This window comes from Blautia glucerasea (assembly GCF_013304385.1).
Lineage (GTDB): Bacteria > Bacillota > Clostridia > Lachnospirales > Lachnospiraceae > Blautia_A > Blautia_A ammoniilytica.
The window spans coordinates 45,015-67,926 of sequence record NZ_JAAITU010000004.1 but is presented as its reverse complement, the minus strand read 5'-3'; the positions used below and the strand labels follow the sequence as shown (position 1 = coordinate 67,926).

Annotated in this window: 16 protein-coding genes; 1 reads left to right on the top strand and 15 read right to left on the bottom strand. The window is 45.2% G+C overall.

The annotated features are described in order from the left end of the window. Nucleotides 1–180 precede the first annotated feature (180 nt). From G5B11_RS02885 to G5B11_RS02855, 7 genes are all read right to left on the bottom strand, one after another. The gene (locus G5B11_RS02885) at nucleotides 181–414 is read right to left on the bottom strand and encodes a polya polymerase (RefSeq protein ID WP_158420872.1); all 234 of its coding nucleotides are present in this window, start codon (nucleotides 412–414) and stop codon (nucleotides 181–183) included. A gap of 218 nt (nucleotides 415–632) precedes the next feature. Next, nucleotides 633–2,516: a 1,4-alpha-glucan branching protein GlgB gene (gene glgB / locus G5B11_RS02880; protein ID WP_173726816.1), complete on the bottom strand. Its 1,884-nt coding sequence runs from the start codon at nucleotides 2,514–2,516 to the stop codon at nucleotides 633–635. A 34-nt stretch (nucleotides 2,517–2,550) separates the two neighbouring features. Next, nucleotides 2,551–3,903 carry an alpha-amylase family glycosyl hydrolase gene (locus tag G5B11_RS02875; protein ID WP_173726815.1) on the bottom strand — a complete coding sequence of 451 codons (1,353 nt, stop codon included), beginning with the start codon at nucleotides 3,901–3,903 and terminating at the stop codon, nucleotides 2,551–2,553. Nucleotides 3,904–4,149: 246 nt separating this feature from the next. Continuing rightward, nucleotides 4,150–5,274, bottom strand: coding sequence for a polysaccharide deacetylase family protein (locus G5B11_RS02870; RefSeq protein ID WP_244092895.1), 1,125 nt, complete (start codon nucleotides 5,272–5,274; stop codon nucleotides 4,150–4,152). 132 nt (nucleotides 5,275–5,406) lie between these two features. Continuing rightward, the gene (nagA, locus tag G5B11_RS02865; RefSeq protein ID WP_173726813.1) at nucleotides 5,407–6,510 is read right to left on the bottom strand and encodes an N-acetylglucosamine-6-phosphate deacetylase; all 1,104 of its coding nucleotides are present in this window, start codon (nucleotides 6,508–6,510) and stop codon (nucleotides 5,407–5,409) included. Beyond that, a complete protein-coding gene (gene tig / locus G5B11_RS02860) occupies nucleotides 6,510–7,787 on the bottom strand; it encodes a trigger factor (RefSeq protein WP_173726812.1) in 1,278 nt (425 codons plus the stop codon). Before tig ends, nagA begins: the two co-directional genes overlap by 1 nt. Nucleotides 7,788–7,839: 52 nt before the next feature. Next, nucleotides 7,840–9,651: a polysaccharide deacetylase family protein gene (locus G5B11_RS02855; protein ID WP_244092894.1), complete on the bottom strand. Its 1,812-nt coding sequence runs from the start codon at nucleotides 9,649–9,651 to the stop codon at nucleotides 7,840–7,842. Nucleotides 9,652–9,880: 229 nt separating this feature from the next. Here G5B11_RS02855 and G5B11_RS02850 point away from each other — a divergent pair, with 229 nt between their 5' ends. Continuing rightward, nucleotides 9,881–10,435, top strand: a complete 555-nt coding sequence (locus G5B11_RS02850) for a hypothetical protein (protein ID WP_158420878.1) — start codon at nucleotides 9,881–9,883, stop codon at nucleotides 10,433–10,435. Nucleotides 10,436–10,590: 155 nt separating this feature from the next. Here the strand turns inward: G5B11_RS02850 and G5B11_RS02845 are convergent, their stop codons facing one another. From G5B11_RS02845 to ispE, 8 genes are all read right to left on the bottom strand, one after another. After that, nucleotides 10,591–11,034, bottom strand: coding sequence for a DUF1934 domain-containing protein (locus tag G5B11_RS02845; protein WP_158420887.1), 444 nt, complete (start codon nucleotides 11,032–11,034; stop codon nucleotides 10,591–10,593). 192 nt (nucleotides 11,035–11,226) lie between these two features. Continuing rightward, nucleotides 11,227–12,048, bottom strand: coding sequence for a glutamate racemase (gene murI, locus G5B11_RS02840; protein ID WP_158420879.1), 822 nt, complete (start codon nucleotides 12,046–12,048; stop codon nucleotides 11,227–11,229). 159 nt (nucleotides 12,049–12,207) lie between these two features. Continuing rightward, nucleotides 12,208–17,367 carry a hypothetical protein gene (locus G5B11_RS02835; RefSeq protein ID WP_173726811.1) on the bottom strand — a complete coding sequence of 1,720 codons (5,160 nt, stop codon included), beginning with the start codon at nucleotides 17,365–17,367 and terminating at the stop codon, nucleotides 12,208–12,210. Between the two features lie 273 nt (nucleotides 17,368–17,640). Continuing rightward, nucleotides 17,641–17,895, bottom strand: a complete 255-nt coding sequence (locus G5B11_RS02830) for a hypothetical protein (RefSeq protein WP_173726810.1) — start codon at nucleotides 17,893–17,895, stop codon at nucleotides 17,641–17,643. A 25-nt stretch (nucleotides 17,896–17,920) separates the two neighbouring features. Beyond that, nucleotides 17,921–19,630, bottom strand: coding sequence for a GerAB/ArcD/ProY family transporter (locus G5B11_RS02825; RefSeq protein WP_173726809.1), 1,710 nt, complete (start codon nucleotides 19,628–19,630; stop codon nucleotides 17,921–17,923). Continuing rightward, the gene (locus G5B11_RS02820; RefSeq protein WP_262582795.1) at nucleotides 19,630–21,138 is read right to left on the bottom strand and encodes a spore germination protein; all 1,509 of its coding nucleotides are present in this window, start codon (nucleotides 21,136–21,138) and stop codon (nucleotides 19,630–19,632) included. The genes G5B11_RS02825 and G5B11_RS02820 overlap by 1 nt, the downstream gene beginning before the upstream one ends. Before the next feature lie 150 nt (nucleotides 21,139–21,288). Then, nucleotides 21,289–21,963 carry a GntR family transcriptional regulator gene (locus tag G5B11_RS02815; protein WP_158421745.1) on the bottom strand — a complete coding sequence of 225 codons (675 nt, stop codon included), beginning with the start codon at nucleotides 21,961–21,963 and terminating at the stop codon, nucleotides 21,289–21,291. Beyond that, on the bottom strand, nucleotides 21,953–22,834 hold the full coding sequence (gene ispE / locus G5B11_RS02810) for a 4-(cytidine 5'-diphospho)-2-C-methyl-D-erythritol kinase (RefSeq protein ID WP_173726808.1): 882 nt from the start codon (nucleotides 22,832–22,834) through the stop codon (nucleotides 21,953–21,955). The genes G5B11_RS02815 and ispE overlap by 11 nt, the downstream gene beginning before the upstream one ends. Nucleotides 22,835–22,912 lie beyond the last annotated feature (78 nt).

The following is a 22,912-nucleotide window of genomic DNA, read 5'->3' as shown; positions in this document are numbered from 1 at the left end:
ACGGCCGACGTCCCTGATCACAATACTGTAAACGTAACTGCTCCATATCCTCGCAGTCACCGGAAAGTATCTGTATCTCTTAGAAACGTCAGCCTGATATTCTTTTATCTAAGTCGAAGAAAATGTTCTCTTCGCAATAAATAAAACACTACCTTACGGTTCACAGCGGCTCGCTCTAAATCAGCCGTTGATCATGAAGTTCATCAGCTTCTCGATGTCTTCTTTCTCATATGCTACGATCTCAAGCTCCGGAATCTCGCCATTGGAGAAGATGTTTGCCAGAGATACATACTGAGATAATTTGGACTTCAGATTCAGTCTGTCGCCTTCGCCTGTAACAAGCTCTACTTTACCTGCACAGCTGTCAACTACTTCAAAAAATTTATCAACGTCTTTAATATTGGATACTTTCATGCTAATATCTCCTTTCAAACTCTACGCTTTCCTGATTAATATAACTGTTCAGCACTTTCACAGTTATATCTATTTCGCGCTCATTATACCCTAACTTTTTCTAAAAAGCAAGAGCAGGTTCACTTAATACAGAAAAAAAGATCAATAAGGTTACGTTACTATTCAAAGACAATATCCCTCGATGTATTTTGCCATAAGTATGGCAAAGTTCTTTCCGCTTAATACTGGAAAATAGCGATCCCGTATGCAGGCAGCGGATATGCAAACGAATATGGTCTGTTGTCGCACTCCTGCTTCACTGCCCGGAATACCTTCTTCCCGGTTCTTCCATTCTCGTCCATAAGCTGTGTATATTGCTTAAGTCTTGGCACACCAACCCGGTAGTCCGGTCTTGCAACCGGTGTAAAATTACATATAAAAAGAAGATTGTTTCTCTTGGTAGGCGACTTGCGCACAAAGCTGAAAATACTTCTGTAGGCATCGTCTGCATTAATCCATTCAAATCCCTGTGGATCATTATCTGTGGCATGAACGGCGGGATACTTTCTGTAAATATACAACAGATCCTTAACAAAGCTCTGCAGATCCCGATGCTCCTTTTCCTGAAGCAGAAACCAGTCAAGCTCTCGCTCCTCACTCCACTCCCGCAGCTGCCCGAAATCTTGTCCCATAAACAGCAGCTTCTTACCAGGATGCCCCATCATAAATGTATATCCGGCTTTCAGGTTTTTGAATTTGTCCTCCAATTCACCTGGCATCTTATTGAGCATGGAGCATTTCAGATGAACCACCTCATCATGAGAAAGCACCAGCACATATTTCTCACTGTAAGCATATGTAATAGCAAAGGTCATCTTATTGTGATTATCCTTGCGGAAATAAGGATCCAGCTTCATATATTCCAGGAAATCATTCATCCATCCCATGTTCCATTTCAGGGAAAATCCAAGACCGCCATCTTCTGCTTTGCCAGTTACCTTAGGCCATGCCGTAGACTCTTCGGCGATCATCACCGTCCCATGATTTCTTCCAAGGACAACCGTATTCAAATGCTTAAAAAATTCAATAGCCTCCAGATTCTCATTGCCACCGTACTTATTGGCTACCCACTGACCGTCACTTTTGCCATAATCCAGATAAAGCATGGACGCTACTGCATCCACACGCAGGCCATCCACATGGCATTCTTCGATCCAGAAAAGTGCATTGGCAATCAGGAAATTCTTTACCTCCGGACGTCCGTAATTGTAGATCTTAGTGCCCCAGTCCGGATGCTCCCCCTGTCTTGGGTCTTCATGCTCATAAACTGCTGTACCGTCAAAATTGGCCAGTCCATGGGCATCCTTGGGGAAATGAGCCGGAACCCAGTCCAGGATCACACCGATCTTCTGTCTGTGCAGATAATCGATCATATACTTAAAGTCCTGTGGAGTGCCATATCTGGAAGTAGGTGCATAATAGCCGGTAACCTGATACCCCCATGAGCCGTCAAACGGGTGCTCTGCGATCCCCATCAGTTCTACATGGGTATATCCCATTTCTTTTACGTACTTGGCTAACATCTCACCAAATTCCCGGTAATTGAAAAAGCCTTCTCTGTTATCCTCAGTGCTTGGATGCTTCATCCAGGAGCCGGGATGCACTTCATAAATTGCCATTGCATCCTTTTTTTCGTTGAAACGAGGACGGTTCTTCATCCATACACCGTCATTCCATTTATATGAGGAAATATCTGTAATGCGGGAGGCAGTTCCAGGACGCATCTCGGCTGCATTTGCATATGGATCCGCCTTATAAAGCTCTTCGCCATGCATCCCCACAATATAAAACTTATACAGCTGCCCCTCTCTGGCTCCAGGCACAAAAACCTGGAAAACGCCAATAGGCCCGGCCTTTTCCATAGGATTTGCCTGGGTATTCCAATCATTAAACTCGCCGATCACGGATACATATTGTGCATTCGGTGCCCATACAGCAAAATATACACCTTTCTGTCTGCCATAAGAAACCGGATGGGCTCCCAGCTTCTTGTAAATATCATAATGCGTTGCCTGTCCAAACAGATACTGATCCAGCTCTGTGAACTGCATTCTCTCTCCCATACAGAATACCTCCTAGAAAACATTTATTAGCATATCAGCGCATAGCTGCTAAAAAGCTCTCATTAGGTGCAAGCTTCACCTGAAGAGCACCGTTTTCTTCTTTTATTACCGATCCGTCCAGAAGACTGGTATATGTCTTACCCTGCATCGGAACACGGATGCTTAAGTATGCATCTTTATCGTCATTATTCACTGCAACGATCACTCCTTCATCTCCCAGAATCCTTGCAAATGCATACTGTCTGTTCGTAAGAAGCAGCTCCTGATACCGTCCTTCAGACAATGCAGGCTGCTCCTTGTGGATACGTCCCAGTGTTTTTACCCACTGAAGAAGCTTTGGGTCTGGAACATGCTCAAGGACCTCCTTCAGATCTACTGCAGGACGAAGAGGATCATCGTTTGCCCCTTCTTTTCTTCCCTGAATGCCCCACTCTGAACCATAATACAAGGATGGAATACCAGGAAGTGTATATAACAGGGTATGTACCGGATAAATATGTCCTGGTACATTCAGCTTGGAAGCAATCCTGTCCACATCATGGTTGTCTACAAAGGAATACAGCTTCAATCCTTTGTAAATGCCTCCGTTAGCATCAAATTCCCTGCGAATGGTATGCGCTATCTCAAAATAATTGTGATCATTATGACCAGAATAAAGGCCCTTATGAAGTTCATAATTGGTTACGCTGTCCAGCTTATCTACACTAACATAACGGCTGTAATCCCCATGGATCACTTCACCCATCAGCCAGAAATCCGCTTTTTTCTCATTAGTATAACGGCGCATCTCCTCCATAAAGGAGAATTCCAGACAGTCTGCACAGTCCAGACGGATACCATCAATATCAAATTCATCGATCCAGAAGCCGATCACACTAAGGATATACTCCCTGACCTTTGGCTCCCAGTAATTCAGATTGACCAGTTCAAAACAATTCCGCCATGCTTCATAGCCGAATCCGTCATTATACGGGGAATTCCATCCGAAATTGATCCCCTTAAACCAGGAACAGTATGGGGAGTTTTCCCTATTCTGCTGAATATCTTTAAATGCAAAAAATTCTCTGCCTGTGTGGTTGAATACTCCATCCACAACAATCTTGATCCCCAGCTCATGCGCTTTTGCAACAAAAGCTTTAAAATCCTCATTGTCCCCCAATCTACGATCAACCAGCTTATAGTCTCTGGTATCATAGCCATGGGAAGTAGACTCAAATAATGGTCCTATATAAATCGCAGTGCAGCCTAATGACTGAACATACGGAAGCCACTCCATAAGCTCCTGAAAACGGTGTGTTACTTCCTCCTGTGTGTTCTGCCTGGGTGCACCTGTCATACCGATTGGATACATGTGATAAAATACTGCTTCTTCATACCATTTACTCAATGTTTTATGCCTCCTACTCTTAAGTCCGCTCATCCGACATTTTCGCACTCTGTAATATCTGCCGGATCGTAATTTAGGCAATCCCATACCTTTTCTGTCTGTATCTATGCACTTTGTTCAAAAAAGTCATATTATAGAACCGCCTCATAGTCAATATTATACCAATGGGAGGGCAATGCGTCAATGTTAAATGACAACATACCCTCCCACATTCTTGTATTTTATGCATAAATCTATTATTTCTGACTATTCCTGTTGTTCGCCGCTTTCATCCGTATTGCCATCAGTACTTTCGCCAGAAGTATCTCCTCCACCAGAAGAAGCCCCAGCAATGATCCCCTTATCAAAAGAACTTTGCCAGAAATCGGAATAGGACGCCATCTGCAGAGTCACTCCTTTGGCCTGAGCCATCTCGCTTACTGTGACCAGCTTGTAGCCCTGTGCCACCAGCTCCGGAATGATCCTCTTTGCAGCCTCTACTGTAGGCTGATGAATATCATGCATCAAAATGATACTTCCATCAGACAGATCCCCCTCCATAACGGACTTATAATCAAGATCTGCATCCTTATAATCCCAGTCCCTGGAATCCACACTCCAGGTAAAAAACGGCTTTCCAACAGTATCAATGATATCCTGATTCCATTCTCCATAAGGTGCCCTGGCTACCGTTGCCGCCTGACCACAGGCTTTGATCAGAAGATCATCTGTATCTGTAAACTGTTTCTTTACAGAATCCAGATCCAGATTTTTCAGATTCGGATGATCATAAGAATGGCTTCCGATCTCACATCCGGCTTTCAGGATATGCTGTACCTGTTCCGGATAATTGGCCACATTCTGTCCAAGCATAAAAAACGTGGCATGTGCATTGTTCTCTTCCAAACAGTTCAACAGATCATCTGTATACTGTCCCGGCCCATCATCAAAGGTAAGGCAAAGTAATTTACGCTTCTGTGTGGGGTCATAAGATCCATCTTCATTAAAATAGTAATCCTTTATTCCTTTTGATACCCAGCCGGTCTGAACATAACCATTATCATTAAAGCAGTATTTGGTTCCGGAAATATCCTGAAGCCCTCCTGCATAATATGTACCATCAGCATTCTGATACCACTTGCCATTTTCATCTTCATGCCATCCTGGAGCCACATATGCCACCTTAGCCGTATCCTGCTGTCCCTTTAAAGGCTGGCGGATGGCTGCATCCGGATCTATTGATATATTGGCCTGTACCTCTACCGACTTGCTTTCATCCTTTCCACTGATACGGTTGGCAATTGGAATAATGATCCCTCTTACTACAAATACCACTGCCAGAACCATAGCCACCAAATATGTGGCAAGCCTGATGATCTTCCTTCGTCTCATCTGGCGCTTTTTCCTGCGCATCCTCTCGCGTGCTGTTCTTCTGTTCATTTCACCAATAACCCCACTCTTAACTATGATTAACCAATTATATAATTATTCGAATATGGCAGGATTAACATCCCACTTCTATATTCATATTACCTGAATAAGATCCAATTCCGGTGTTACCAGAAGAAGATCTGCTTCCTTTCCAATTGTTACTGATCCGGTTCTGTGATAGATCCCTATACTCTTTGCCGGATTCCTGGTTGCTGCAAAAACAGCGTCCTCCAGCGGAATCCCAAAAGATACTGCCTTCTTCATACAGTCAAAAAGATCTGTCGCAGAGCCGGCAATCGTGCCATCCTGCAAAAGCGCCTTTTTATTCTGTACCTGTACCAACTGGCCACCCAGATGATAAATACCGTCTTCCATTCCGGTTGCCATCATGGAATCGCTGATCAGGATCATCCTCTCAGGTCCAAACATATGAAATGCTGCTCTCACTACTGAGGGATGTACATGTATCCCGTCACAGATAAGCTCTGCCATACATTCAGGGTCGTCAAAGGCTGCGCCGATCAGCCCGGGTGCCCTGTGCCCCAAAGGCTCCATAGCATTAAACAGATGGGTCACATGATGTGCTCCCTGTTGCATGGCTGTCCTGGCTGTATCATAATCTGCTGATGTATGTCCAAGGGAAATACATACCTGATCATGAAATTCCCGGATAAACTCCATTGCCCCTTCTGCATTGGGTGCAAGGGTCATAATACGGATCCGTCCGCCGGAATACCCATTCAGCCTGCCAAACAGTTCTGGATCCGGCTTTAGGATGCAGCTTTCCTTATGTGCCCCCTTCCTGACAGGATCAAGAAAAGGCCCCTCCATATTAATCCCCTGAACGGTTGCCCCTTCCCGATATTCTCCCAGACTGCGGATATTGCTGAAAATGTCCTTCAGACTATTCTCCGGCAATGTCATAGAGGTTGGACAGCAGGATGTGATCCCGTGCTGCCTTTCATATCTCAGGATAGCCTTCAGTCCCTCCATATCTCCGTCACAATAATCATGTCCGCAGGCTCCATGGGTATGGATATCTATCAGTCCCGGCAGAACAAGCAATCCCTCCGCATCAATTACAGTGCAGTCCGTCAGCTGCTCCTGGCCGGATACGATCCTGTGTCCTTCAATATACAGTTCCTGTCTGCGGAAGCTTCCGTCTTCCTTGAACACCATCCCGCCCTGAATGATCATCACTGAGCCTCCGTACTGTCTGCACCTGTTGCATTTGTATCTGCTGTGTCTGTATTTACTGTATCTGCACCTGTTGCTTCTGCATCTGTTGTCTCCGTATTTGCCGTATCTGCACCTGTTGCTTCTGCATCCGTAGTTGCTTCTGTCTGCTCCACATTGGCATTGGCTACCAGGAAATCTTCGATACGCAGCAGTCCAATCGTCTCATCCACTGCTGCCTGTCCGTAAGTATCAATCAATACAGCCATATCTCCTGCACCTGACTGCTGCAGGATCTGATCCTGAATAGCCAGACATTCCTCATCATCCAATGCAATGCCCTCGGCATCCATAATCTTCTGGACGATCAGATTCTGTTTTACCTTCTGCTGTGCATAATACTGACACTGGCTGTCAAAATCTTCGGTAGTCAGTCCCTGAGACTCTACAAACTCTTCCAGCTTCATCCCTGCCTGATCTGCATACTTCTGTACCAGACGTTTGTACTCTGCAGAAGCCTCATCCATATCCGCTTGCGGGTATTCCTTAACCTCAGAATCGGAAAATACCTGTGACCATGCCTGAGTCTTCAAAGCCTGATCCGCATTTGTTACAGCCTCTGCTTCCAGCTGGGTACGCACCCCTGCCTTGTATTCTTCCATATTGGCATAATCGGTATTATCAGTCACCCACTCATCTGTAAACTCAGGTGCTCTCCGAAAGCTCTGCAAAGTGATCTGGAATACAGCATCCTGCCCTGCCAGATCTGTCTGTCTGTAGTTCTCCGGAAATGTAACTTCAACATCCTTGGTGTCACCTTTCTTCATACCGATAATACCTTCTTCAAAGCCTGGGATCATGGTGCCGTCTCCGATGGTCAGATCATAATTGTTCCCTGATCCGCCTTCAAAAGCCACTCCGTCTTTCTTGCCTACAAAATTAATGGTAACTGCATCTCCATCCTGGACAGTCGCTCCCTTCTGGGTAACTTCCTTCATATTGTCCTTCAGATTCTCTGTAACACGGTTGTCCACATCTTCCTCTGTAACCTGCACATTACTTTTCGTCAGGACGATTCCCTTATATTCACCCAGTGTAATATATTTATCTATATCATCTACAGAGACCAGACGGGTGTCTGAGTCCTGGCTGCTCTTGTTCATATCTGTATCCTGTGTTGTATCGGTCTTTGTGTCCTCTGTCTTTGTCCTGTCTGCGTTACCGCTTCCATTGTTTTCGCAGCCAGCCGCCAATATCAGACACATGGCAAGTACTGCCACACATGTTTTTCGTTTCATTTTCTGTCTTCCTTTCTCCTGTTTATGCCATCTTTATAATGATCCCCCGGCATCAGCCCATAGGTGGTACCGGCGTGGGTCTTGAAGGATCAAACACAGCAGATGCATCAAACAGATCTGACAGCATCTCCGGATTGTAGTACATCCTGTACCCATCCACATTCCTGCGGCCCATACGGAAATAACCGTCTCTGATCTGTACAAAATATCTGCTAGAGTCCACATTACAGTAATAGTTATAACCCTGTGACTTCAGATATTCAAACTTCTCATCTCCAGTATAATCGCCGCCATCATTAATATCTGCGCCAAATGCAAAGATAATAATATCTGTACCGCCAATCAGCGGATCCACATTCTCCTTAAAATTCTGCGTATCTGTCACAAGCCGTTCCATGGATACACTGGACATATTCTTATGTCCCCAGGTATGACTGGCAAAAATCCAACCCTCAGCTTTCATAGCATCTGCCACTGCCTTTGCTCCTGCACGCTCTGTATCCAGATTAAAATCCGGATGTGCATCCAACCAGGCTTTCTTATCATCATTCAGATCATCCGGTCTGGTCTGATAACTGATATCTGTACGGTATCCAAGGATCCCGTTATATCCAGTAAGTGCAACAATGCCTTTGGCTCCATGATAGGAAAAATCCGGATGCGCTTCAACAAAACGGTCGATCAGAGGAACCACATCATAATCCCCCACAGAGATACTCCCGTCATCCTCCACGTATTCATTCCGAACCCTGCCATCTCCATCTACTACCAGTTTTGTAGCGATCCCGTCTCCATCCTGCGAATGATAATAACACACATCATCCTGTGAAAGCACAAACGGGATTTTCCCTTCCGGCAAATGCACCTCTTTTCCCTGCATCACACCATTCTCATCCATCTGGGCAAGGTCATAAATGCTCACCATCACATAACCTTTGTCATACATGGTCTGGGTGATCTGGTTAAACTCACTCATAGTAGTCATGACCTGGTCGTAACCGCCCTGTTTGTAATCTCCATCAAATGCCTTTGATGGATCTACGATCAAAGAATGATAAAAGATATGTGTTACCTGCTCAGGGCTCCATGCCACACAGGCATCCTTTATCTGCTGATAACCTGCAGCAGCCTGCTGCATATCAGGGCTGCTTCCGTAAGCAGCATCATTCTGAAGAAGACTGATCGCCTGGTCATAGTCATACTGAACTGCACAGTTCTCTGCCTGAGCCAATACCTGCTGGATTCGCTCTGCCTCTGCAGCTGCCGCCGGATCCGGGATTGGTGTAAGCTCTTCTGTCACCTCTGGTGTAGGCGTAGCTTCCTCTGTCACCTCCGGTGTAGGTGTAGCTCCCTCTGTCACCTCCGGTGTAGGTGTAGCTTCTTCTGTCACCTCCGGTGTAGGTGTAGCTTCTTCTGTCACCTCCGGCGTTGGTGTAGCTTCTTCTGTCACCTCCGGCGTTGGTGTGATTCCTGTCACTGCCGCCACATCAATATCTTTCTTATTATCTGTGCTGTTCTTATTACCAGTCGTCTTAATTCCATTTGTCACAGCCGTCCGGATCCTGCCAAACTGCTTCCCGATATCCTTACGGAATAGAATCCCTCCGCAGGTAAACAGTACCAATATAGCAAGAACCAATCCAAGAATCCTGTTCCGCTTTCTTCTCTTTCTGCGAAGCAGGATCCGCTCATGCCGTTCCTGTCTGCGTGCTTCATAATAAGCCGCTTCAGCCTTCTCATCTGTATCCGTTTCCCCGGAATCAGCCAAACTGTCTCCCCAGAATCCTGGCTTCTCTTCTTCAGGAAGCTGCAGTTCGTCCTTAATCTCCCTGCTGTCCTCCTGTTCCGGCTTCATCTCCCTCATTCAATATACTCCTTTTTCTTCATGGACGATACAAAAGCATCCGTCCAAAAAGTTTTTCTTATCTGTATGATTCCCAATATCGTATTTTTTATTATAACCGTTTATTCTCCTAAATTCTACATTCCTATTCCGTTTTAATTTTATTTTAATAATTGCGTTTTACCTCAAACAATGTTAAAATAAACTCTGCGTGAATATTATTACAAATTACACACAGGAGGATGCGTATATGAGTACAGTAACTATCGTCCTTCTTGTCATTCTGGTTGTTCTGGTAGGCTTGTTGATCGGCTTGTATTTTTTCGGAAAAAAGACCCAGAAGAAGCAAGAGGAGCAGCAGGCACAGATCGAAGCTTCCAAACAGACGGTTTCCATGTTGGTCATCGACAAAAAACGGTTGCCGCTGAAGCAGTCCGGTCTTCCACAGATGGTCATTGACCAGACTCCAAAGCTTCTGCGCCGTTCCAAACTGCCGATCGTAAAAGCAAAAGTCGGCCCGAAGATTTCTATCCTGATCGCAGATGAGAAGGTTTTTGACCTGATCCCAGTAAAGAAAGAGATCAAGGCAGAAGTCAGCGGATTATATATTGTAGGTGTTAAGGGTATCCATGGTACTCTGGAGGCTCCAGTCAAGAAGAAAAAAGGCTTTTTTGCCCGCTTCAAAAAAGACAAAGCTCCGGAAGTCCAGTCACAGCCAAAGCAGTCCGGCAAATCCGCAAAAAATACCAAAACTGCTGCAGCTAATACCAATACAACCGACAAGAAAAACAAGAAAAAGAAATAAGCCGTATTTCGGCACTATACGAAATGTCTACACGCTGCGTAGACATTTTGAACAAGCTAAAGCCGTATACAAAAACCTGTATACACAGACCTGCTTCCCAGGCTGTATATACAGGTTTTTTTTTGGATCCGGATTACCCGGATCTTCAATATCTTCTATAAAGCAAAATGATCGTTCTTTTCTTCTACCAGAATAGAAAGACAGCAGTCCGCCACATAACCCTCATTCATTTCCAGGGCATAGTCCACTTTCATATCCAGGCATCCTTCTTTTTCTTTAAATTCCAGATTCGTAGCAGCGATCCCCATCTGCAGAGTGCCAAAGGGTGTGGTATAAAAGGCCACATTCTTCTTTCCCTGTTCAAAGACCATATGGGTATTCACCAGGCCTTTCTTACGCACCTCCATCCCCTTAGGGGAGATCTTGATATAATTTACTGTTGGTTTATTGCTGTCATCCAACATTTCTTCATATCGCACATAATGGCTGCCATTGCGGAAATAGTGTTCCCCCGGAACCACGATCTCTACCGGTTCCTCCTGTCCATCTCCTTCCATCATATGCAATCCGCTTACATGCACCAGCACCTGTTTTTCCATGTTATGTTCATTTCCTTTTCTGTTCAAGAATGCCTCGGCATTCTTGCTGCGAGGTGCGCGTCATGCAATTGCATGACATACTTCTCCTGCGCACCTCTGCAATCCTGCCGGAGCCGGCCTTTTGGATATGCATCCTGCTCCTGTGTTATAATTCTCTGTTTTTGTTATGTTCCTGTTCTTATGCCAGTCCTTTTAGTATTTCTCTATGTCGATCTTCTTTGTCATAGACACATCATAGGGCAGGATGGAATTTGCAAATCCTGTAAATTTGTCTGCCAGATCGCTGACGAAAAATCTATAAGGAAAATCCTCCTGGATTGTTCCTGCACTGAGCATATCTTTTTCTTTCAAAAGCCTTCCCAGCTCCAACGCTGTCTCATAGGCAGGATTCACAAGGCGTACACCATCTCCCATCACCTGTGCGATGGTGGATCTCAGCAATGGATAATGGGTACAGCCAAGGATCAGTGTATCAATGTTCTCTTTTTTCAGATCCTCCAGATACCTTTCGGCTACCTGGGTGGTTACAGGATCATGGGTCCACCCTTCTTCTGCTAAAGGTACAAACAACGGGCAGGGCCGGCCGATCACTGTGATCTTCGGATCCAGCTTTTTCAGATATTTTGCATGGATCCCACTGCCAATGGTACCTTCTGTGCCGATTACACCAATGCGGTGATTCCTGGTCACTGAAGCAGCTACCTTTGCACCGGCCTCGATCACTCCAATCACCGGAATATCCTGCTCTGCCTTTACAGTATCCAGTGCAAAGGCACTGGCTGTATTGCAGGCTATGACAATAGCCTTTACCTGCTGTTCCTTTAGGAAATGGATGATCTGCCTGGAATATCTGACGATCGTCTCCTTTGATTTACTTCCATATGGAACTCTGGCTGTATCACCAAAATATACGATTTTCTCCGAAGGAAGATTACGCATGATCTCTCTTGCCACAGTCAACCCGCCTATCCCGGAATCAAATACTCCAACAGGGGCATCTCTATCTATCTTCATTATTAATTCTCCGTTCTCATGGATTCAGGGCAGAATCTGTCCCCTGCATCTTAGGATTGTTGAATCATTTTACCACCAAATCAGCCCAAGTGCAAGACAGGCTGCCCTTGAGTATGAACCAGAAAGATCCTGCCCATGTAAACGGAAAGACCCTGCTCCTTATTTAACGGTTACTTTGATCTTACAGGTTTTCTTCCCTGATTTTACTGTGATCACTGCAGTACCGGCCTTTTTACCTGTGATCACTCCATTTTTAGCAGCCTGGGCAACCTTCTTGTTGGAGGAAGTATATGTTGCCTTCTGAAGACTTGTCACAGGTGCAACTGTTGCCTGCAGCTTCAACTTCTTGTTCCTTCCAAGCTTTACGCTCTTTGCAACCTTCTTGCCTGTAGCAGCATTGGTAACTGTCAAAGCAGTAGTCTTTACTGCCTTTTTCTGTACCTTTACCTTGAACCATACAGAATATCCGCTTTTCAGTTTCACTGTGATCACTGCAGTACCGGCTGCCTTGCCTGTGATCTTCCCTTTATTACTTACTGCTGCAACCTTTGGTTTGCTGCTAACAAAACGGTCAACACTGTCGCCCTTTGCCAGACCACTTACCTTCACAGTATAAGACTGTTTTACCTTCAGAGGAACCGTTTTCTTTGCCCCAACAGACATGGTAAGTGTTGCCGGCAGTGCAGGAATTTCCTGTACGTTCAGTTCTTTCTGGCATACCGTACATTTCTGTACCTTCTTTCCTGCCACAAGAGCAGTTGCCTCCTGAACCACTGTCCATTCTCCTGCCTGATGGTTACCTGTTGCAGGAATCACTGTCTGGGTCGTTTCAGCACAGGTTGCACACTTAAGAACCTTGTATCCATTCTCACTGCAGGTAGCAGCCTTGCCTCCGATTTCCACTGTATAGCTGTGGTTTCCGGTTGCAGGGATCACTGCCTCTACCGGTGTGTTACACTTAATACATGTAGTCTTTTTCAGACCTGTCTCTTTACAAGTTGGCTCCTTTACAGTAACCCATCCGTTTTCATTTGGCACATGAGCTGTACAAATATCACTGTCCTGATTTTCTTCAGTAAAGATATAATCACTAAGAGAACTGATAAGGAAAGTAACGGTCATGTCCTCTTCCTTATAATCAAATGGCAGTTCTTCCCTTGTTCCATCCCCCCGTACGTGGATCAGCTTCATATTATCTGGATCCATTCCATCCGGGATCGGCATTGTTACACGGATTGGTGCAGATGGCTGGATGTTTTCTTTTCCTTCCACTACCTGGTTATTATTTTTTGTATCCACTACAGACAGCTTAATACTAAGTACCAGACTGTTACCCGGTGTATAACCGTAAGTATTACCTGATTCCTTTACTGTCAGCTTGGCTGCCAGTACCTGATCCTGGCTGGTTCCGGCAGACGCAGCATCCAAAGCAGTAAGCGCTGCTCCTGTAACCTGGATCTTGCCTACCTTATCTGTTACATCTGTAAGGGTATCTGTAACATTCTCATTGGCCATTATTGCCAGCTTCTCTGATATTGGAAGAACATTATTCAAGTTGCCTCTGGAAGCCAGTTCTTCATTGTCAATAGAAATGAGGTCTTTTACAGAATCATTGATGCGTTCCTTCTGCTCTTCTGTTAATTCCTCTGTATCTTCATCAATGTTTTCCAGAATTTCTTCCAGCGTACTGTCGATTTCATCCATCTTATCCCCTATTTGGTCTTCTGACTGATATTCATGAATGTTGACAGTTCCAATATCTGTGCAGATCAAATGCTGGTCATCCGGATCAATTCCTACAACAAATCCCCCGTTAAACCCAACATAATAGGTGATCCCCTCTGTCAGGTTATATCTTACAGTACAATCGGAAGTGTTCACTATTTCCCGCTGAGCTACAGGCTTTTTGCCTTCCATAGCATAGATAACCGGCCGCAGTGCCGGATCAAACACATACGCACCTGTGTGATCCGGTGTGAAAGTATACCAGGCATTACGATACTGTAATGGATTTTTTATATTTTCGTTGGTGCCCATTTTTAAAGTGCCAAGAACCATCTGATCTACAGGCAATACCTGGATCATGCAGTCTTCTTCATTTTCGATGGTCAGCTGATCAAAGGTATTGACATAAATCACTGCTTTATAAGTTCCTGCAGGATAGTGTGCGGAAGAATCTGTATCCACACTGACTTTCTGCGGCCACAGATCATAGCTGTTGCCTGATATATCCTGATTATCCTCATTGGTGCGGATCTCTACATCCTCTGTTGTGCCATCCTGATATGTAACATGTAAGATACCAAACAGATAGAACATATCTATATACTCAGCTATCTTGTTTTCCAGTTTCCACTCTATAGAAGCCTTTTTCACTTCTTTCAGGTATGTGATCTTCAGATTGAAAACATTGGTATACATCTCATCGCTTTCATCGTCATAACCAAGAAATACCCTGCCGCTAAAGCCAACATAATAGGTTGTACCCTGCACCAGATCGTAGGTTTTATACCCTTCTGCATTCATTTCCGGAGCGAGCAGATCCTCAATGTCATCCAGAAACCGGAAGACACTTACTGTGCCCATTTTAGCATCCTCATCTTCTGTATTAATCCCAAGTTTGAATTTCCCGGATGCCGGTGCTGTAAATCTGTACCAGCAATATTTACCTGCAGGGCTGTTCACTCCATTATTGATCCCTACCTTAAGCTCTGCAAGCTGTGAAACTGCTTTCACCTGGAAGGTGTATGTCTGATCCATGGTTGTGATCTGCTTTCCATTGCAGCTTATAAGGATCTTATAGGTTCCTGCCCCCAGGCTGTTCCCAGGTGCCACTTCTATGCCATCTTCCACATCACATCTTTGCAGCTTATAGGTATAAACATATCCATAATCTTCGTCAACTGCTTCCTTCTTATTCCAACCATCAAAAGTAAATTCTTTCTCAACATCATTTTCATAATGAACCGTGAATGTACCACTCAAATACACATCGTCCAGTCGCTCTGTATAGTTCATTTCGCCAAACTCCAGGCTAGCAGACTGAATCGCCGGTGCATCCTCTTTCTTCGTGATGGTAAGATCACATACTGTCTCGGTCACATCCATCCAGTCATATCCCAGGCCTATGTAATAGGTTTTATTTCCTTCAAGGGTATAAACCTGATCTCCATCATCGGTTTTTCCCCAGGCAAGATCCGTGTAATCATTTCCATAATCTTCACGGACTACAGAAGAAACCTCTTTGCTGCCATGGATCACATAATTTCCTGCATCCTTTGTTGTAAAACGATACCATACACATTCCTGATTGTTACCGCTGGTCTTATTATATTTTACTTCTTTATTTACTCCTTCATGAAGCTCTGTCAGCTCATCCAGTGCACTTACATGAATAGTATATTCTTTGTCTAGGGGCACCGGCTTTTCGTTGCATTTTATTACCAGCTGATAGGTTCCGCCAGACAGGAAATTACCTAATGGATGCTCTGTGCCTGAAGCATCCCGATAATACTGTCTGTATGTATTGCCATAGGAATCCTTTACCCCTTCCTCAAACTGTACATCCTGTGTAGCTCCGTCACTGAATATAAGATGAAGGAAGCCTCCGGGCTGCCAGGTACTAGACCAGCCCTCCGTAAATTCTGTGCGCACCAGATTGGTGCTTGCAGACTGCACATGGGGAACCAGTTTAATCTGCAGGTCTGCCTTATTTGCATATTTAGGATACCCATTCTCATCAATACCTGTGTACAGATGGTCAGAAAATTTCAAATAATAAGTAGTTCCTGCTTTCAGCTCATAAGTCCGTCCAAGCCCGGTATCCTTATTATCATCCTCTGAAACAGCGCTCAGTGCATCACTGTTCGCATAACTGGAAGAATCCTCTTTTTCCGGATAAACCCAGCTGTTGATGGACATAGGATATATTTTGTATGTACCGTCTTTTCCAGGAGTAAACTGATACCAGTAGTTCCTTCCTGAACAGCCCTCTATATCTGCATTGGAACCGGACTGCAAAGTACGTACTTCCTTTAATGGGATCACCCGGATATCATATCCATTCTTCTGGCCCACATTCTGGTCGTTACAGGTAAAGTATATTTTGTATTCTCCTGCTTCCAGCTCAACTTCGCCTCTAGACATACCATCATTTGTTATGATATACTCTGAAAAATTATTTCCATATTCGTCATACACACTGCCGCCATTATACTCAAGGTCATAAGATGTTCCGTTATCATAATTTATATGTACCTTTGCACCCCCGAAAGAGACCGCATCCTGATTCGCCACAAAGTCCTTCTGCACATTTGTATCATCTACTTCAACAGCAGAAATCCCCGGAATCTGATAGATTTTCATCTGGGAAGCCGTATTTGATGCATGATACCCGTCATCATCATAAATACTAATGTTACCTCTAAAGTTCACATAATATATTTTCCCCGCTGTCATCGGATAAGCAACGCTGGTAAATTCATGAGGGTGTGTAAACAGCCGGTCAACTCCGGTAAGACTGTCACCATTCTCCTCTATCACATCTACATAATCCCCCACTGGTTCAAAAACATAAATACCTGTTTGGGGAGCTGTGATCTGATACCAGGAATCCCTTCCGTCTGCCGGACTTGCAATATCATGATTCTCATCACCCACAGTAAGCTTTGGTGCTTCACTTCTGGCCTTTATGGTAATGGGACAGATCCCCTCTTTCACTGTAACATCCGGTCTTCCCTTCCCACGGATATCTTTGCCTGTAAGAACCAGGTCATATGTACCTGCAGCCAACATACCACTCACCGGCTGTCCATCTTTTTCATAAGTATAGGTCCACTGATATCCCTTATCATTATCTTCAACTGTAGAGCTGTACTGGTTAAATGTGAGCGTTGTTGTAAAACCATCCCCGTAAGTAATATGCAGCACCGCACCTACGATCCTGCATGGATCAGTAAGATGTTCATAAAATTCAGTCTGTGCATGAAGCATATCTATAGACACAGATGCTACCTGGTCTGCGTCCACCTGACCATCAGCCAGGACAGGATCTGTCCCCTGGACAGTGGCTCCATCTGAAAAATCAGAGAGCTGATCTGCCTCTGCTTCCGGCTCCTCTGCCACATCCTCAACAACTTCGCTTTCCAGATCCTGTGCATCCTCTACTTCCGGTTCTGCAAAGTCATTTTCTGCTTCCACATCTGTGAAAACACTCTCTTCTCCTATGCTTTCTGCAAATACAGATGCAGGTGCAGAAGTCACCAGCATTGCAGCCGTTAAAAGCACGGAACATACTCGTGATATCAAACGATTTTTCATGTTGTTCCTCTCCCTCTTGTGATTATTATTATTTTAATTGTATTGAAAAGATAAATATATGTCAATAAAATCCATCATAAAACCCTATATAAATTCCATAAACCACAACATAAAAAGTAATAAAATCCCATATAAACTCTATAAAACTCCATAACCCCCAACACAAAAGTCGCAAAATTTCACAAAAACCCACATGCCTTCCCCTGGTATACTTATGATTTTGGTGTTAAAACACCAAAATCATGATTACACGGATTGTTCCGTGCTTTGCACTTACAGATTCTTTATAAATTCCACAATCCAAAAGACATATTTAGGCTGTGTATCCTCCACATCCTGCTCCTCTTTCCATTCTTCCGCCGGAATCCTGCAAAAATCAGGGTACAAAAGCCCCCACCATGCCACTATACTGTGAGGCTTTTGTGTATTTCCCATATCCGCTGTATTTCCTGTAAATCCCACTGCCAGAAGACCTGACAGCAGGGAAAGACACAGCCGGGTGCTTTTTCTCCTTAACCACTTTCTCACCTTTTGTACCTCCTGTTTCTTTCCCTTAAGTATTCCCTGTTTTTTCCTGTTTATTCTGCCCTGGAAAATCCACATGGATCTGCTCTCCTTCCACACGGATCACGGGCAGCTTCTGTAGTTCTTTTCCTGTATAAAAATCATAATAAATGTCCCGCAAAGTGATCCCATCAGGTCTTCTGTCCCACTGGTTATTTTCCATGATCCCCTGTACCCATTCTCCGAGAGAGCTTTCTGTACCGGATCTCCAGCTTACAGCCTTCTGGCCGCTTTCTGCCTGAAATACGTAAATATTTTCCCCTACATAAAGCTCCTGCCGCAGATAATCTGCCAGGTGCCTCCAGTTTTCCCTTTCCAGCATGGAATTACCAAGCACCAGGATCTGCAGATGTCCCAGATCCAGATATTTTCCCTGTGACCTACGATAGACCTGCTCTATTTCAGAAAAGCTGCTGCCTGAAACAGTCAGACTGCCCACGCCTTCCTCTCCTGCCTTATCCTGCCCGGTAGCCCGCATCATATCCGGCATTCCATATGTGAAAACATAATTCTTTTTTTCATCCAGATCTACGCCTAATGCCAACGGATAAATTCTTTTTTCAGGCTCAACACCTCCGCATCCCCCTGCAAATAAGCACATACTCAAAACCATTCCCGCAGCTGCCAGACCTTTTTTCTTCCATTTTCCTCGGTTCCGCACCATCAGGAATATCTGCAGAAGCAATAGCCCGGGAAGGAAAACATACTCCAGATAGGGCTCAAAAATCTGCCCGATACCAAGCCCCTTTACTTTCGTCAGGGAAACAGCATAAGCAGCACCTGCCAGCCAGTATCTGCCAGTTCCAAGCATGGCATTTTTCAGGATCTGATCACCGTAATGAAGAAGACTTCCTATAGAAAATAAAAGCCCAAACACCAGGATTCCCATCCAGATCACATCAAATCTCGCCAGCACATTGCCCGGCAGATTGGCACCTGCCAAAAGAGGCAGCACCGGATATTCCTCCTGCAAAACCCTGTTCCATCCAAAAACAGCGGGCAAAAGCAGCTCCATTCCCACAAGTATCCCGCCCAGAGTCAATATCCCACAGGCCAGGACTTTTCCGCTGCTGCCCTGCTTTTCCACGCAAGGCAGGGAAAAAGGCAGAAGCCCGATCCCTGAAAAAGCACACAACTGAATATAAAATCCATCTTTAAACTCCAGACCTGCTGCAACAGAATCCTCTATCATCTGTACAAGATAATCCTTCCTTCCCTGAAATGCGGTCAGTACCATAAGAAGAATAACTGCTGCCAAATACAGGCCACCGCTTGCTCCTGCCATGCGCCCCCGTCTTTGCATCCCTTTATGGGTGCCCATAGCACACACCAGCACTGCAAGAAAAGCGATCCATTTTCCGCTGATCTGGTTTGTCAGGCTCTCCGGTACGATCACTGCAAGCATATGCAGCAGATATCCGCAGGTTAAGATCACATATACTGACAAAAACAAGGCGATCACAATGCCTCCCCCTGTCCCTGCATATTTTTTCAGATTTGTGCAAAAAGGTGCCAGCCGGATGAGAAATACCAGATAAAGGAACAACAGGATCACCGCTGCTGCCGTACCCAGGATCCCCCAGATTCCTGCAGGTCTTCCTTTTCCAAAAAGTCCCAGAAGTAACGGGGATGTAAACGTAAGCAGGATCTGGAAATAAAGCTGTTTGTGAGAAATCCTGTTATTTTCTTCTATTCTCATTACTGTTTTCTCCTTTTCAGCCGGATTCTTTCTTTTCTGCTGGCAAACACAGGCCTGTACCTGCGAAGCCGAAATGGTATCCGGAAAATGCCGTCCCCTACTCCCTGGGCTTTGTTCTTCCTGGTAAACGCACCAAGGTAAGGAAATCCAAAGCTTAAAAGCCCTGCCAGATGAGAGATTACCATGTAGATTCCCAGCACCATCCCGTAAATACCCAGATAGCCGCCAAGAAACAGGAAAAAATATTTAATAAGCCGAAAAGCAGACGTAAATTCTTCATTTGGAATTGCCAGTGAACCAAGAGCAGTAATCGCTACGATCATTACCACGATGGGACTTACCAGATTGGCCTCCACTGCTGCAGATCCTATGATCAGGCCGCCTACGATCCCCATGGCATTTCCCAGTGTTCCCGGTATGTGTACCCCTGCCTCCCGGATCAGTTCAAACCCCAGTTCCAGAAACAAAAGCTCGGCCACACTGGAAAAAGGCACGCCTTCCCTTGCCTGTGCAAAAGACAGGATCAGATTGGCCGGCAGAACCTGGGTATGGAACCGGATCACAGCCAGATAAAGTCCTGGAAGCAGTGTGGCGGCCAGCATTGCCAGATACCGCATGATCCGCAGAAATGAAGCCATCTCAAACCGGTTATACCAGTCCTCGCTGCTTTCCATAAAGCCTGAAAAAGTTCCCGGAAAGATTAAAGCAAAAGGGGAATTGTCACAAAGCAGTACTACTTTTCCGTTTAAAATCTCCTGTGCCGCCCGATCCGGCCGCTCTGTAGTCTGATATTGGGGAAATGGTGAAATCCAGGAATCTTCTGTCAGCTGCTCCAGCATGCCGCTGTCCAGGATCCCATCCACCTGAAAGGCTTCCATCCGCTCCCGTATCTCATCCAGAAGCTCTTCCCGTACCAGATCCTCCATAAAAAGCATATGGATCAGGGTATTGGAACGAACACCCATATAATGCTCTTCCACCTTCATTCTGGTATCCCGCAGCCTTTTTCTTACCAGTGCAGAATTGATCTTTACACTATCAGAAAATCCTTCCTTGGATCCTCTTAGTACCTTTTCCGTTTCCGTTTCAGACACGCCCATACCAGGATAACCGCTGCTTGAGATCTTCATTGCCTGATCAAATCCATCCAGGAAAAACACCGCATTCCCTGCCAGCAGTGCTGCAAAAACTTCCTGCATTGTAGAAAGTTTCCCTGCTGATGCAATGCCAAGGCTGTTGTTCTTCACAAATTCCCGGATCTGTTCCGGAGGAATTTCCCAGAAGTGATTGATCATTTTTCCAAGTGCCGAATCCTCCAGCATCATATTGGCGGTTGCCACTTCCAGATAAACCATCAGGCAGTCTGCTTTCCGCTCTTTTCCCAGCCGCATAGGACGTATCACAATATCTCCGCAGTTTTCACACCGTTTCCTTATATAAGCCTCGTTTTCCCTCAGACTTACCGAAACCTTTTTCTCCTCTTCCGTTTTGCTGTTATTCTTATCCACCGCCATTCCTCCATAAAACATAAAAAAAGAGAGACTTTTACATCTCTCTTAGAATTTCCAGATATTTGGGTTTTATGCAGGAACAGCAGCGGATCTATATCTTTAATAAAGCAGATCCACCTGTACTAGTACGGTGAAAGCAACTGCAGATCACTCTTCTGTCTGAATGGAAGAAATGATCCCCTTGCGCTGATTCTCCAGATGCTGGTAGGAAAGCTCCCTGGCCTGTCCCACATTACGTTCCCGGATCGCCTGTGTGATCTCCTCATGCTCCTTTACAAGAAGATTCCTCGTTTCTTCTTCCTTCAGATATTCTACCCGGTAGCGGTAGATCTGTTCCCGAAGATTGTTCAGTACCTGGATCAGCCTTTTATTGTCAGAGGCCTGATAAATGATCTCATGAAAAGCCACGTCAGCCTCTGCCATCTTCACCAGATTCCCCTCTGCCGTAGTCTGCTCAAAAGCCTTGGCAGCCGCCCACAGCTTCTCAATATCCTCTTCTGTCATACGGGCGCATGCCTTCTCAATGGCCATATTCTCAAGAACGATACGTACCTCCAGCACATCATTTAGATCCTTCTCTGTAATGTTAGCAACCTGTGCACCTCTTCTGGGAATCATGACTACAAGACCCTCCAGTTCCAGCTTACGCATAGCCTCCCTGATAGGAGTCCGACTGACTCCCAGACGCTCTGCCAGTGCGATCTCCATCAATCTCTCCCCTGGCTTCAGCTCACCTTTCAGGATTGCCTGCCTAAGGGTATTAAAAACAACTTCCCGCAGAGGAAGGTACTCATTCATATCTGCCGAAAAATCACTTGTCATTGGTAGTTCCTCCATTCCGGTTGTATACTTCTGTAGCAAATACTACTTTTGCCAGATGGCTGTCCCGCAAAGCTGCTGCTGCCTTTTCCATCTGGGCTGCATCCTGAAAAATGCCGAATACAGTAGGACCACTGCCGCTCATCATAGCTTTCATGGCCCCATACTCTTCCATCAGTCTGCGGATATCCCCGATCACAGGATACCGCTTCTGGATACCTGGCTCAAATACATTCCCCATCCTGGATACTATCCCGGTGAGATCCCCAGCCTGGATATCACGGATCATACCATCAATATCCGGATGTACCGAAACGGAAGTCAGGTCCAGACTTTCATATGCCATCTTGGTAGATACACTTACCGAGGGCTTGCCAATAAGAACATAACATCTGGGAAGAGCAGGTAATGAAGTCAATCGTTCCCCGATCCCTTCTGCCAGGGCTGTGCCCCTCATGATACAATAGGGCACATCTGCACCAATCTGTACACTTCGCTCCATCAGCTCTCGGTCTGTAAGCCCCAGCTGAAACAGCCGGTTCACTCCTATCATGGCTGCTGCTGCATCAGAACTGCCCCCGGCCATCCCTGCTGCCACAGGAATAAATTTCTCCAGCTTAATGGAAAGCCCTTCCTGAACTTCGAACTCATCCATCAGCAGCTTAGCTGCTTTATATGCAAGATTCCGCTCATCTGTAGGCACATAGGGCACATTGGATGTAAGGCTGATGCCTGATGTTTTCTTTTTCTTTATTTCCAGCAGATCATACATCTGAATGGTCTGCATGATCATTTTTACTTCATGATATCCATCAGACCGCTTCCCCAGAATATCTAATCCAAGATTAATCTTCGCATATGCACGTAATCGCATAAAATCCCCCACATCTTTTGTACTTTGTATACAATCCATTTTAAATGAGTTTTGTATTTATTTCAATACATATTTTCA